The sequence below is a fragment of the Hoeflea sp. IMCC20628 genome, from assembly GCF_001011155.1.
GTDB lineage: Bacteria > Pseudomonadota > Alphaproteobacteria > Rhizobiales > Rhizobiaceae > Hoeflea.
Genome location: NZ_CP011479.1, coordinates 1,482,736 through 1,495,946 on the forward strand (window position 1 = coordinate 1,482,736; position 13,211 = coordinate 1,495,946).

General features: G+C 58.4%; 15 protein-coding genes. 7 read left to right on the forward strand and 8 right to left on the reverse strand.

Annotated elements, in window-relative coordinates; genetic code table 11:
- Positions 1 to 9 precede the first annotated feature (9 nt).
- Positions 10 to 579 (reverse strand): type 1 glutamine amidotransferase domain-containing protein, encoded by a 570-nt coding sequence (locus IMCC20628_RS06955; RefSeq protein ID WP_047029616.1) that lies wholly within the window; start codon positions 577 to 579, stop codon positions 10 to 12.
- Between the two features lie 271 nt (positions 580 to 850).
- Between IMCC20628_RS06955 and dusA the strand changes: the two genes are divergently transcribed.
- From dusA to IMCC20628_RS06975, 4 genes are all read left to right on the forward strand, one after another.
- Positions 851 to 1,858: a tRNA dihydrouridine(20/20a) synthase DusA gene (dusA, locus tag IMCC20628_RS06960; protein WP_047029617.1), complete on the forward strand. Its 1,008-nt coding sequence runs from the start codon at positions 851 to 853 to the stop codon at positions 1,856 to 1,858.
- A gap of 169 nt (positions 1,859 to 2,027) precedes the next feature.
- A complete protein-coding gene (locus tag IMCC20628_RS06965; protein ID WP_047029618.1) occupies positions 2,028 to 2,783 on the forward strand; it encodes an amino acid ABC transporter substrate-binding protein in 756 nt (251 codons plus the stop codon).
- A gap of 9 nt (positions 2,784 to 2,792) precedes the next feature.
- A complete protein-coding gene (locus IMCC20628_RS06970) occupies positions 2,793 to 3,467 on the forward strand; it encodes an amino acid ABC transporter permease (RefSeq protein WP_047029619.1) in 675 nt (224 codons plus the stop codon).
- Positions 3,464 to 4,195, forward strand: coding sequence for an amino acid ABC transporter ATP-binding protein (locus IMCC20628_RS06975; protein ID WP_047029620.1), 732 nt, complete (start codon positions 3,464 to 3,466; stop codon positions 4,193 to 4,195). Before IMCC20628_RS06970 ends, IMCC20628_RS06975 begins: the two co-directional genes overlap by 4 nt.
- Before the next feature lie 88 nt (positions 4,196 to 4,283).
- Here the strand turns inward: IMCC20628_RS06975 and IMCC20628_RS06980 are convergent, their stop codons facing one another.
- The 3 genes from IMCC20628_RS06980 to IMCC20628_RS06990 form a co-directional block, all read right to left on the reverse strand.
- Entirely contained in the window at positions 4,284 to 4,550 is a 267-nt protein-coding gene (locus tag IMCC20628_RS06980) for a Rho termination factor N-terminal domain-containing protein (RefSeq protein WP_047029621.1), read from the reverse strand.
- A 59-nt stretch (positions 4,551 to 4,609) separates the two neighbouring features.
- Positions 4,610 to 4,879 (reverse strand): hypothetical protein, encoded by a 270-nt coding sequence (locus IMCC20628_RS06985; protein WP_156174430.1) that lies wholly within the window; start codon positions 4,877 to 4,879, stop codon positions 4,610 to 4,612.
- A 106-nt stretch (positions 4,880 to 4,985) separates the two neighbouring features.
- On the reverse strand, positions 4,986 to 5,363 hold the full coding sequence (locus tag IMCC20628_RS06990; RefSeq protein ID WP_047032340.1) for an acyl-CoA thioesterase: 378 nt from the start codon (positions 5,361 to 5,363) through the stop codon (positions 4,986 to 4,988).
- A 238-nt stretch (positions 5,364 to 5,601) separates the two neighbouring features.
- On the opposite strand from IMCC20628_RS06990, the gene IMCC20628_RS06995 reads away from it, so the two are divergent.
- Positions 5,602 to 6,708, forward strand: a complete 1,107-nt coding sequence (locus IMCC20628_RS06995) for an extensin family protein (RefSeq protein ID WP_047032341.1) — start codon at positions 5,602 to 5,604, stop codon at positions 6,706 to 6,708.
- Positions 6,709 to 6,979: 271 nt separating this feature from the next.
- Entirely contained in the window at positions 6,980 to 7,798 is an 819-nt protein-coding gene (locus IMCC20628_RS07000) for a sulfite exporter TauE/SafE family protein (RefSeq protein WP_047029623.1), read from the forward strand.
- Between the two features lie 38 nt (positions 7,799 to 7,836).
- Here IMCC20628_RS07000 and IMCC20628_RS07005 read toward each other — a convergent pair whose 3' ends face one another.
- From IMCC20628_RS07005 to cobS, 4 genes are all read right to left on the reverse strand, one after another.
- Positions 7,837 to 10,140: a DUF1217 domain-containing protein gene (locus tag IMCC20628_RS07005; RefSeq protein ID WP_047029624.1), complete on the reverse strand. Its 2,304-nt coding sequence runs from the start codon at positions 10,138 to 10,140 to the stop codon at positions 7,837 to 7,839.
- A 118-nt stretch (positions 10,141 to 10,258) separates the two neighbouring features.
- A complete protein-coding gene (locus tag IMCC20628_RS07010; RefSeq protein WP_047029625.1) occupies positions 10,259 to 10,948 on the reverse strand; it encodes a TIGR02281 family clan AA aspartic protease in 690 nt (229 codons plus the stop codon).
- A complete protein-coding gene (locus IMCC20628_RS07015; protein ID WP_047029626.1) occupies positions 10,945 to 11,181 on the reverse strand; it encodes a DUF1289 domain-containing protein in 237 nt (78 codons plus the stop codon). Before IMCC20628_RS07015 ends, IMCC20628_RS07010 begins: the two co-directional genes overlap by 4 nt.
- 60 nt (positions 11,182 to 11,241) lie before the next feature.
- On the reverse strand, positions 11,242 to 12,024 hold the full coding sequence (gene cobS / locus IMCC20628_RS07020; RefSeq protein WP_047029627.1) for an adenosylcobinamide-GDP ribazoletransferase: 783 nt from the start codon (positions 12,022 to 12,024) through the stop codon (positions 11,242 to 11,244).
- A 119-nt stretch (positions 12,025 to 12,143) separates the two neighbouring features.
- On the opposite strand from cobS, the gene cobT reads away from it, so the two are divergent.
- Entirely contained in the window at positions 12,144 to 13,160 is a 1,017-nt protein-coding gene (cobT, locus tag IMCC20628_RS07025; protein WP_047029628.1) for a nicotinate-nucleotide--dimethylbenzimidazole phosphoribosyltransferase, read from the forward strand.
- Positions 13,161 to 13,211: the final 51 nt, after the last annotated feature.

A 13,211-nucleotide genomic window follows, 5' to 3' on the forward strand; every position in this document is an offset into this window, starting at 1 on the left:
GTTCCAGTGTCAGGCAGCGTTGGCAGAGTCGCGATGATGCTCGCCTTCGCGGACTTCTTCGATAATCTTGGACACGAAGGCTTCCAGATCCTCGGGTGAACGGCTGGTGATGATGCCGTTGTCGATGGCGATCTCGCTGTCTTTCCACATGGCGCCGGCATTTTCCATGTCGGTGCGGATCGAGTGGTAGGAGGTTGCCTCGCGACCCTTGATGACGCCGGCTTCAATCAGCAGCCAAGGGGCGTGGCAGATGGCGGCTACGATCTTGTCGCCGGTGACGAAATCACGGACCAGCTGAACAGCTTCCTTGTTGACCCGCAGAACGTCCGGATTGATCTGGCCGCCGGGCAGCACCAGAGCGATATAGTCATCGACTTTGACATCGGAAATTTTCAGATCTGCATCGACCGTGTGACCCCAATCATCCTTGTCCCAGCCCTTTATCGGCTTGCCATCGGGGGTGGCGACATGAACGGTTGCGCCTGCCTTGGTGAGGTGCTCAAGCGGGTATTCGAGCTCGGACTGCTCAAAACCGTTGGTCGACATGATAAGGATTTTTGCGTTTTCCATATTCGGCATCGGGGTCTCCTTTGCGATTGAAACTTACCGGTCTACAATGCTCGAGTCCTGTTTGGGTTCCATCCGTTGCGGCAATCCGGGCGACCGCGGTCAGATGCGGGCAGTCGTAGACCAAAAGCGGTGTGGTTTGCTCCGGATCGGTTTGTCGTATGATTGCCGGCAGGAGTGTGGGCATTGCGTTCGCAATAATCGTGCAATGGGCTGTAAAATCCGGTATGAGGCCCCGCATCTCCACCAATACACACACCCGTGGCAGGCTCAGGCTGACGACATGTATCGCGACGCATTGAAAAGCAAAGACAAGATCCTCTCGGTGGCACCGATGATGGACTGGACGGACCGGCATTGCCGGTTCCTGCACCGGCAATTGTCGCACCAGGCGCTGCTTTACACCGAGATGGTGGTGGCTGACGCGATCATCCATGGCGACCGGGAGCGGTTGCTGGGGTATGATCCTGCCGAGCATCCGGTGGCGCTGCAACTGGGTGGCTCCGAACCCGACAAGCTGGCCGAGGCGGTGCGGATTGCCGCCGACTTCGGCTATGACGAAATTAATCTCAATGTCGGCTGCCCCTCTGACCGGGTCCAGTCAGGTGCTTTCGGCGCCTGCCTGATGCGTGAACCGGACCTGGTGGCGGGCTGCGTGGCGGCGATGAAGGCGGTGTCGGATCTGCCGGTGACGGTCAAATGCCGCATCGGCGTCGATGAGCAGGACACAGAGATCGCCTTGTCTGCATTTGCGCATGCCGTCCTGGATGCCGGTACCGACGCGCTGTGGGTGCATGCCCGCAAGGCCTGGCTGGAAGGGCTTTCGCCGAAGCAGAACCGCGATGTCCCGCCGCTGGACTATGATCGGGTCTATCGGCTTAAACAGGAATTTCCGAACGTTTTCATTGGTATAAATGGTGGCGTTGCCGATCTGAATCAGGCTGTTGATCATTTGAATCATGTCGACGGGGTGATGCTCGGGCGGGCCGCGTATCACAATGCCTCGCTGCTCGGCGAGGTTGACCGGCGGATCTACGGCATGGACGTGCCTGAGATCGACTGGGAAGCGGTCTGCGCGGCGATGATGGCCCATGCCGAGGCGCATCTGGCTTCGGGCGGGCGCCTTATCCACGTCACCCGCCACATGGTCGGGCTGTTCCTGGGTGTCCGTGGCGCGCGCCGGTTCCGCCAGATCCTGTCAAATGAGGCAGTGCGTCCGGGTGCAGGGCCGGAGGTGATGGGCGCAGCTTTTGCCGCAATCGATTTTGCCGATCTGACGGCCGCCGCCTGATTTTGGCAAGCCGCCGGTGGCGATCACGCGCGTTCACGGCGCAACACATAGCGCAATCCGCCTTTGACAAGTTGGAACCAACGCCCATCTAAGCCGTTCAGTTGAAGGGGCCGCGAGCCTCGTTGCGCCGATGTTCGGCGCCGGTTCGGACCATCAAGGGATATATCCAATGTTGAAAGCACTCGTTATTGCTGCCGTCACGACGGCCAGCCTCGTCACCATGGCCCAGGCTCAGGATACGCTGAGGGTCGGCATGTCGGGCGGCTATTTCCCCTTCACTTTTGTGAAGCAGGACAAGCTGCAGGGCTTTGAGGTTGATGTGATGGACGCGGTGGGTCGGGAAACAGGCTTGAACGTCGAATATGTCACGATGTCGTTTTCCGGCCTGATCGGAGCGCTGAGTTCCGGCCGCATTGACACTGTCGCCAACCAGATTACCATTACGCCGGAGCGGGAAGCAGCCTTCGCCTTCACCCAGCCTTACGTCTATGACGGCGCACAGGTGGTGGTGAAGAAGGGCAATGAGAGCGAGATCAAGGGACCGGAAGACCTCAAGGGCCGTACGGTCGCGGTCAATCTGGGATCAAATTTCGAGCAATTGCTCAGTGACCTTCCCTATGCGGGCGAAATCACCATCAAGACCTACGAGTCCAATATCGAACAGGACACCGCACTTGGCCGGGTCGACGCTTTCGTGATGGACCGGGTGTCGTCGGCTCAAGTGATCGAAAAAAGCCCGCTGCCACTGGCGCTTGCCGGCAAGCCGTTCGCTGAAATTCACAATGCCTTGCCGTTCCGTGATGACGAGGCGAGCCGGGCGCTGCGCGACAAGGTCGATGCAGCCCTGACCACGTTGAAAAGTGACGGCACGCTTGCGGATATCTCGCAGACGTGGTTCGGATCGGACATAACCTCGACCGAATAAGGTATCGCCATGCAACCGCTCGATCTCGATTATATGCTTGGCTTGGTCCCGGTGCTTCTGGGTTATGTGCCGCTGACGCTGGCCATGGCTCTGGCGTCGATGGCGCTGGCGCTGGTGCTGGCGTCGCTGCTGGCGGTAGAGCGGATCTTGCGAATTCCGGTGCTGGATCAGGCTGTGATGCTGTTCATCAGCTTTTTTCGCGGTACACCGTTGCTGGTCCAGCTTTTCCTGTTTTACTACGGGCTGCCACAACTGGTGTCATTCCTGGCCCAGATCAATGGCGTGACCGCGGCGATCATGGGGCTGACGCTGCATTTTTCGGCCTATATGGCCGAGAGCATCCGGGCTGCCATTCTCGGCGTCGACCGCAGCCAGTGGGAAGCGTCGATGGCCGTCGGCATGACCCGTGGCCAGATGTTGCGGCGCATCGTGCTACCGCAGGCCTCGCGGGTGGCAGCACCAACGCTGGTCAACTATTTCATCGACATGATCAAGAGCACATCGCTGGCCTTCACCCTTGGCGTTACCGAAATGATGGGCGCCACCCAGAAGGAAGCGGCCGGCAGTTTCCTCTATTTTGAAAGTTTCATTGTGGTCGCCATTCTCTACTGGGGTATCGTCGAGGTGCTGTCCTACGGCCAGCGCCTGCTGGAGGGCCGCATGGAACAGGCCTATGCCCGATGACCGGCGTTCGCGGACTGGTCAAGCGCTTTGGCGCCAATACCGTGCTCGACGGCATTGATCTGGATATTGCCGACGGTGAGCGGGTCGTTATCATCGGCCCGTCAGGCACCGGAAAATCAACGCTGCTGCGCGCCATCAACTTTCTCGATCACCCTGACTCAGGCATCATCACTGTGGGCGATTTGAGCGTCGATGCGGCTCGCGCCAGTCGCGCCGATATTCTGGCGCTGCGCCGCCGTACGGCCTTCGTGTTTCAGAATTATGCGCTGTTTGCCAACAAAACTGCACGGCAGAACATCACCGAAGCCTTGATTACCGTGCAGAAGCAATCGCCTGCCGAAGCCGAAGCCCGGGCAGACGCGGTGTTGCGCGAAACCGGGTTGAGCGACAAGGCCGATGCCTATCCGGCGGCGCTGTCGGGTGGCCAGCAGCAACGCGTCGGGATCGGCCGGGCGATGGCGCTGGGCGCGGATCTGATGCTGTTTGATGAGCCGACTTCGGCTCTCGATCCCGAATGGGTCGGCGAGGTGCTGGATCTAATGCGCCGCGTGGCAGAGCAGCGCCAGACCATGCTGATCGTCACCCACGAGATGCAGTTCGCCCGCGAGATCGCCGACCGAATCGTGTTCATGGAGGGAGGGCGGATCGTCGAACAGGGGCCGCCAAGCCAGATATTTGATGCGCCACAGGATCCCCGGACCCGCGACTTCCTGCGGCGGGTGACCTGAAAAACGCAAGACGCCACCGGCATCAAGGCTGGCGGCGTTCTGGACAAGCTTAGTCAATCTGTGGGTTGGGCGCCCTGAACCTGTCGCGTCAGTTGTTGCGCAATGCCTGGATCAAATCGCCCTTGGTCATCGCTGACCGGCCTTGGATCCCGAGCTCTTGCGCCCGTCCATAAAGCTCGTCCTTGGTCCAATCCTCATACGCAGATGCCTTGCCGCCCTTGGAAGAGGGGTGCTGGCTGTCATTGGCCTGGGCGTTGGCTATGCGGGCGGCTTTTTGTTTGGAAGCTCCATCGTCACGCAAAGCCTCATAGGTGTCGCTGTCTTTGACGGATGGACCATGGTCGTTGCCGGACATTTCAAAATCCTCGCTTGGAATTGAAGTTCATGCGGAGGCGGGAAGTGACACATTTTACGCTACATCTGAGGCGACAGTTGCTCAAGCGCCCCATTGATCTCGGCGACCAAGGGGTCCATGTCGCCACCGAAGTCAGCATGGGATCGGGCTTCAAGCTCATCTCGCATTGACCGCAAGACGTAAATACGTTGATCGACTGACCGCGGCGACATCAGCACTGTGTTGATATCGTCAGCTGTAATGGTCTGGGCGATACCATCGATATCTGCATCACCGCCAACCTGTGTGTCGACGGGATCGAAGATTGATCCGTTTTTCATAGCTGGCATGTGTTTCTCCTTTAATTGCCTGTCACCAACGCCGGGCAGGCATAGTTGGTTCCTTGCGGGGTCCAGGAGATCCTTGTTCAGGCGGCAGGGTTTGGCCTGCGGGCCGTCATTCTGCAGGTAGCGGAGTCGGCTTGTTGTTGGCGTCGAGTGCGACCATGACGAACAAGGCATTGGTCACCTTGTCCATTTGCGGGGTCAGATAGCGCTGGGCCCAGGCTTCGACCAGAAGAGTCATAGAAGTGCGGCCGACCTTGACGATGTCAGTGTAGATGCACAGCGTATCGCCGATCTTGACCGGCATGGCGAAGGACATTTCATTGACCGCCGCTGTGACCACACGCCCGTGCGCACGCTCGGCGGCGCGGATGCCGCAGGCCAGATCCATCTGAGCCATCACCCACCCCCCAAAAATGTCGCCGGCAGCATTGGCGTCAGCCGGCATCGCCAGCGTCCGCAATGTCAGTTCACCCGTTGGCTTGATCATGACCTGCTCCTTGTTGACTTCCATGTGTACCGGGGTCTGCACGCTATTTGAACCCTTGCACAGCCGGAAGCTGGGGACGAGCTCGAAAGCCGGACACGCGGCGCATGCCGGGTGCTTTTTCACAGTCCCAAACCGGGCCTGCCACAATATTGCCCTAAGCATTAAGGCCGATCATCAGCCTTCCTTTACCCTTATGTGCGAATTTCATGATCTGTTTTGCGTTATATCGGACCTTTCCATGCCGTCTTGCCCAACTGAACTGCTGTACTCCAGACCGCTCCTTGCGGGACTGGCGCTGATGGGTGTGCTTGCCGTCGCCGGATGTTCAGGCGATGCCGGGTTGGCCCCTCCAGGCGACCTGCTGGGCATGGAGCAGGTCCGGCCGGTTATTCGTGCCGAGCCGAAAGCTCCGGCGATGTTCGCTCCATCAGCCGCGCCAATGATGACCAGTTCGCCTGTGGAGCAGGCCTTGTTCAGTGACCCGGGTACTTCGCTGCTTCCAAACGGACCGGATGCGCCGATGCAAAATGTGCTGGCCTATCCGGTGTCGGCAGGCGTCGACATGAACCAGATGACCTCAGCATTGCCGGAAGGCAATGTGGATCAGCCGGTTGTCACGGGGATTGGCACAGACACGCTTCGTCTGGCCAGTCCGCCCCAAATGGAAGCCGCGGTTCCGGAACAGGTCCCCGACACAAGCATGTCCAAGGTTGAGAAAAAGCCGTCGCTGCTGGCCGGGCTGCTTCCCCGTTTCACCAATCCGCTCGCAAAGCCGCAATGGGCAGGCGGCATGCCGGCCGCCGAAAAAGCGTGCCGCACGCGGCTCAAGCGCCTTGGCGTGACATTCCGCGATGTCCCGGCAATCAGCAGCGGCGCGGGTTGTTCGATCCCGTACCCGGTGGAGGTCACCAAGCTTTCGGGCGGGATAGAGATCAAGCCGGCAGCAAAGCTTAACTGCCAGATCACCGACGCCTTTGCTCAGTGGGTCAAGAATGAGCTCGGGCCGGCTGCAAGGGTGCGCTATATGTCCGGCGTCAGTTCGATCCGGCAGCTTTCATCCTATTCCTGCCGCACCATGAATTCCAAGGCCGGTGCGCCGATGTCGGAACACGCCAAAGGCAACGCCATCGACGTCGGCAAGATCACCCTGGACAACGGTCGTACAATCGATGTGAAGAAGCCCGGTTTTTTCGCGTTTCGGGAAAAGAGCCTGCTTAACAATATCCGTGCCGACAGCTGCAAATATTTCAACACCGTTCTCGGGCCGGGCAGCGATGTGCATCACAAGGACCATTTCCATTTTGACCTGAGAAAGCGCAAGACTTCCTACAGGCACTGCGACTGAGCGCGAAAAGAAGGCCGGACAAACCGGCCTTCAAAGCGTATCCCTGATGATGGGGCATCAACAGACATCCGGACAACACCGACACTCAACGGTTTCGCAGGGTGGAGGCTGAACTGGATTGTGAAGCTGAACCGGCATTTATGATTGCCGCGCCCGGTAAAACAACGCTTAAAAAATCAATCGGTTTGATGACGTCTGGCCAGCATACGCCATTCGATTGTGCGTTGAGGCTCACCGGACTCCCGAAAAACCGAACAAGGAACCCTGCCGCATGCCTCCTGTGGAAGAATTGATCTGGATTGCAGCGGCGCTGGCCGGTGCAGGCTGTGTCGCAGGCGTTCTTGCAGGCTTGTTCGGCATCGGTGGCGGGGCAATTCTGGTTCCGGTCTTCTATCAGATCTTCGGTCTCATTCACATCGATGAGGCCGTGCGCATGCATCTCGCGGTCGGAACATCGCTGGCCATAATCGTACCGACGTCGGTTCGCTCCTTCATGGCGCACAAGGCGCGTGGGGCCATCGATCTGGAACTGTTGCGCAGCTGGATCCTGCCAATACCGTTTGGTGTGGTGGCCGCGTCACTGATCGTCGCCTCGGTATCGAGTGCCGGGTTGCGCGCCATCTTTGCGGGCATCGCCATCATTGTCGGACTGAGGATGCTGTTTAACCGGCAGAGCTGGCGCCTTGGAACAGATCTGCCGCCAAATCCTGTCCGTGCCAGTGTCGGGGCGCTGATCGGGCTTTTGTCTGCGCTGATGGGTATTGGCGGCGGCGTACTCAACAACACGTTCATGACTTTGTATGGCCGCCCTGTGCACCAGGCCGTGGCCACATCATCAGGCGTCGGTGTGCTGATCTCGATTCCGGGCCTGCTCGGCTATATCTGGGCAGGCTGGGGAGCAGGGGGCCTGCCGCCGTTTTCAACCGGCTATGTCAACTGGGTGGTGGTTGCGCTGATTATTCCGATTACGCTTGCTGTCGCGCCACTTGGCGTGCGGCTTGCGCATGCGCTGGAGAAGCGGCAACTGGAAATCGGGTTTGGCATTTTCATGCTGATCGTCGCAGCCCGGTTTTTCTACAGCCTCAGCTGACAAAAATGCGCCAGATCATGGTCAGTGCCGGAACGTCATCAATAGTTGCGCAATTGCATCAACGTCGCCACGTTTTCAAAGCTGATGGAAGTGTCGTTGTTGAAAATCGAGAGCACAGGGTCCTGAACTCCGTTGTCGACATCATACAGCGCCAAAAACCGCTGAACCATGGTTTCGATCTTTTCCGGATCCAGCAGGTCGTCGATTTCAAAATACCGTTCAAACATGGCTTTCTGCACATCAATATCGGTGGCAGCCGTTTCATCCGATATTGAGAATGTGGTGCGAAAAAACTGCGCCAGGGCTTCATCGGCGAGAAGTTCGTAGGTGCTCGTGATTGTCGGCGCCATCCGCTCGAAATAAAGTGCTAGGCGAGCGCCGACGCTGTCTTCTCCGGCTTCCTCTTCAACCGCTTGGGTCAGATAAAGCCGCTGGGTTTCGACCAGTCCCCTGTCGTTCTGGATGCTCTTGGTCGCGGAGCTCTGAATGATTCCGTCTGCATCAAAGTTAAAGGACCCGGCCAGCTTCTGGAAGGCGATATCGGTTTGCTGATTGGCAAAACTATCGGGATCATCCAGGTCTGATACCAACACCGCTCTCAAGGTTTCCGAGCTGACTTCTTTCGGCTTCAGGCCTTCGGCAACCAGCAATACATTTGTCAGGCGGGTATCGGCCAGCAGTTGGTCAACGCTTTCCAGGGTTTGCAACTGGGTACGATAATAGGCGGCCTCGGTCTCGGCAGCCGCCTTGCCCGAATCGCTGGAATCCAGCCGCGTGTAAGCCGTGTAGTAGGCCTTGGTGATCCGGGTGATTTCGTTTTCGGACTGGGCATAACGCGGCGCGCCGATGCTGCCATCCTCGGTGAAGTTGAAAGCCTTGGCCAGTTCGACGAACCGTTCATCCTTCAATTTGTTCACATAGCTGGTAGGGTCATAGGGATCGCTGGTGAAGATCTGCTTCAGTTTGAAAGTGGAGACCTCGTCGGGCGAAATGTTGAAGGCCTTCAGCGCAAATTCCCGGATCGTCACCGCAGCCGATTCCTTTGACAAAAAGTCATTCAGATCGGATGTCAGCCCAATATAGAGCTTGTATTTTGCAATTGCGGCCGCATCCTTTTCTTCATCCAGATCGTCATAAGCAGAAATGTAGTGGGCTGTCGTATTGTACAGCTGCGTTGCGTCCTGGATGTCTTTTCCTGGCGTAATGCTGCCATCACTCTCGAAATTGAAGGCTTTGGCCAGCGCGATGATGGCGTCGCTTTTCGAATAGATCTCACCATTGAGGTCTGACGTGTCCTGCTGCAACGCCCATTGGACATCGCTGCGACTGGTGGTCAATGGAACGCCATAGGCCGTCAGCACCATTGTGCTGAGACGGCTGTCACTGAGAAGATCGTCCAGCGAGGTGATGCCGGAAATTGTCTCTTCATAATATTGCTTGTTTAGCAGCGCGCCGGTGGCGGTTAGCCGCGGTTGCGAAAACACATACCGGTCGGTCACCAGTTTTAGCTGCGCATCATTCATTGGTTCGACACCGGCATCCAGACTGCCATCTGCATTGAAATTGAACGACGCGGCGAGTTCGTAGTATTTGCCAATGGTTTCAATGGACTTGGTGTACTGGGCAATCAGATAATCGATTTTGGTGATTTGTGCGGGTGTTCGTGTCCCGTCTGCCCGATCTATCGTCAGATCATTGATGAGGCCATTCCATTCGGCAACCTTCGGCGCGAGTACCGAATTCACATAGCTGTCCGGATCGGCAATGTTGCTGGTGAGGACGCTCCTGATCGTGTCATAATCAAAGGTCTTGGGATCAATGCCGAAAGTGGTGAAGACGTAGTCGCGTGCGGAAGTGTTCTTGAACAGGTCATCAACGTCGGTGAAGGTTTTCGACACCGCAGTGAAATAGTTGGTCGCCTGCCGCAATACGGCGTCGTTGTTTTCAATGCTTTGCTCATAGGTTCCGACCAGATCGTCAATCTGGCTGGTGGTCTGGACAATCTCGCTTGTGACCGTGCTGCCGAAATCATAGGCCGCCGCAAGGTTCTTGTATTTCACGTCCGTGAGCAGATTGGCAAAACTGCCAGAGTCCGTCAGATCGCTTTCCATGACCTTGCGGATGAAGGCCTTGGCGTAGGCCATCTCCTCAAGGCCATAGGCCTTCATGGCATAGGCGTAGACACGGTCATCGGCCAGAAACTCATCGATGCTGGTGATCGTACCGATGGTGTCGCGGTAATACTGCGCCTCCCTGGTGACAATCGGATCCGCGGCAGCGCGGCGCAGCGTCTCATTTATGTCCCGGGTGTAAAACGTATAGGATTGATAACTGGATATCATGGTGCTGCCGGAGGTCGCATTTCCACTATGGCATTGCGGGACAAAACGGGATTGCAGACGATTCTAAGGCAATGGTACCGTTGGCTGCTTGCCTGAAGCTGTCGCAGTCCCGGGGACGTCAGTCCCGCAAGATGACCTCGTCCTGGCGCATCTCGAAAGCAGTCAGCGAGGAGATGAAGTTCATCCCCAGCAGGCTTTGATCGAGCCGTCCGGGTTCGGAAACCATGGCGCGCAATCCGGTCCGGGCAATGGACCCGACCTCGACACTTTCAAGCCGGACAGGTGCTGCTTTTGCCTTGCCGTTGGCGGTGTTGATGACCAGCGTATAGCTCAGGTCTTCGTCCGAAAAACCGATACTCAGCGCATCCTTGTGCGATAGCGCGATCGAGGTTGCACCAGTATCAATGAGGAAGTTCACGGTTTTGCCGTTGACCGAGCCTGTGGCTTCGAAATGCCCGTTCAGCGATTTGCGGATCGAGACGGCGCTGCCGTTACCATCGGAGATGATGACCGGGCGTCCCGGAGCCAGGCCGCCGGCAATGCGCGCCACCGTTTCCCGGGCCTGATCCTGATAGAGCCAGCCGGTAATCAGTCCGAGACTGACAACCACCCAGATCAGCAGGTTCTTGATCAATTCGCCGATATTGCGATGCGCGCCGACAACGCCCGCGCCAATGACGGCGGCAATCAGGCCGAGATAGACCAGGCTGGCAAGATCGTCATTGGGCAGTCCGAAGCTCATCCCTGATTCATGGTTGAAAGCAAGCACAGCCAAAGTGACACCGATCGCGACGAGTATGAAGATCATTCCGGAATGACGTCCTGGCGCTCACGCGCCATGCGTTGCCGCCGGGTTTCGCGTCTCGGCTTGCGCTCGATGGTTTCCATCCGCTCCGGCAGTTCCGCCATGACCTGGCGCCGGTCTTCGGGCGTGTAATTGATCCAGCCTGCGATTTCGTCGCGCGTGCGCCCGCACCCGAAACAATATCCGGTGGTCAGGTCCATCGAGCAGACGAGAATGCAGGGTGATTGTATACTCATCGGGGGTTCATCGGGTCCTTCGTCTGCGCCTCAGGGTTACGTAGCTTCTATATCGGATCTTCAAACCAAAAGGGCAAGGGTGGCCAGACCGGCCGTCTCGGTGATCTGCTGGGTCGCGCCGATGGTGTCGCCGGTGTGGCCGCCGAGCCGCTTGCGCACGATGGATGTCCACTGCTGGACGGCAACTGCCATGATTGCCAGCGCAAGCACAGCCGGTATCCACCCGATGGCAAGGCCGGCAATCGCGAGAAACAGGATCCCGCCTGATGCGAGCGCGAAGGTTTTGGCGCTGTCGTCGGGTGTTCCCACCGAAGCCGCGACGCCATCCTGGCGGGCAGGGGGCAGTTCATTCCAATGCCAAACCATGCTGGCACGGGATATTGCCGCAACGGCGAGCAGCAGCAGGCAGGTGTACCAGCCACCGAATACGGAGAGGATGATGGTGAGCGCGATGGCGCGAAGCGCAAAACTGACCATCAGAGCCAGAACCCCATAGGTCCCGATGCGGCTGTCCTTCATGATCTCGAGCATATGAGCGCGGCCGCCGCGCGCCCCGAATGCATCGGCGGAATCGGCCAGCCCGTCCTCGTGCAATGCGCCGGTGACGCCGATCAGCAGCATGAGTGCAAGGAGGCTGGCCATGGCTGCATTGGCGCCGAGCATGGACAGGATCAGCACAACAAGTGCCGGGCAAAGCGCGATGACGATGCCAGCGGCGGGGAACATGCCCGACGCGCGCGAGAGCGAACCGTCATGATCGTTAAAATAATGTGCGGGTACCGGCAAGCGGCTCAAAAAGCCGGTGGAGCGGGCGATGTCATCGAGATAGTCGCTGATCTGCATATTAGTCTCCTGCCGGCTGCGACATCAGGGGGCGTGGACGTTATTGTCCTTGAGCGATTCGACAATTACACGGGGTCAGGTCGCGCGTCATGCGCGAGAAGAGCCCGAGGAGAGAAAAAATGAGTGCCAGCGGTTTGCCTTTCGATGATTTTCGCGAACTCTTGCGCAATATGCCGGGGCCCGATACCGCCGCGCTGGCTGCGGCGCGGGAGCGCGATGCACAGCTGACCAAACCCGCGGGCTCGCTGGGACGGCTCGAAGAAATTGCGTTCTGGCTTGCCGCCTGGACTGGCCGCGCACCTCAGGTCACCCGGCCTCTGGTGGCGATTTTCGCTGGCAATCATGGCGTCACGGCGCAAGGTGTGTCGCCGTTTCCGTCATCGGTGACGGCGCAGATGGTGGAGAATTTTGCCGCAGGCGGCGCCGCCATCAACCAGATTTGCGTCGCCAATGATCTGGGTCTCAAGATTTTCGATTTGGCGCTGGAAGTGCCGACCGGTGACATTTCGGTGGAAGCAGCGATGGATGAGCGCACCTGTGCGGCAACCATGGCTTTCGGAATGGAATCGATTGCCGGTGGAACCGATCTTTTGTGCATCGGTGAAATGGGCATCGGCAACACCACCATCGCTGCAGCCATCTTTTACGGCCTGTATGGCGGATCGGCGGCGGACTGGGTCGGGCCCGGCACCGGTTCGGAAGGCGAGGTGCTGGTGCGCAAGATCGCGGTCGTCGAGACTGCGGTGGCATTGCACAAAGCCCACCTTGGTGATCCCCTCGAGGTTCTCCGGCGGCTTGGCGGGCGTGAACTCGCGGCTATGGCCGGCGCCATTATGGCAGCACGGATGGAGCGCATACCGGTGTTGATCGATGGTTATGTCGCAACTGCAGCGGCTGCGGTGCTGCATGCTGTCAATCCGCATGCGCTGGATCATTGCCTGATCGGCCACGTGTCTGCCGAGCCGGGGCATATGGCAGCCATCGAGAGACTTGGCAAAACGCCGCTGCTGGCTTTGGGGATGCGTCTGGGAGAAGGTACAGGGGCCGCACTTGCTGCTGGCATCGTCAAGTCAGCGGCAATGTGTCATTCCGGAATGGCGACCTTTGCCCAGGCCGGTGTTGCCGGGAAGGGTTAGAAAATCAATTCAATCGTTGGACTGGGCCGGGCCGGCCCGGTTCAACGGGGC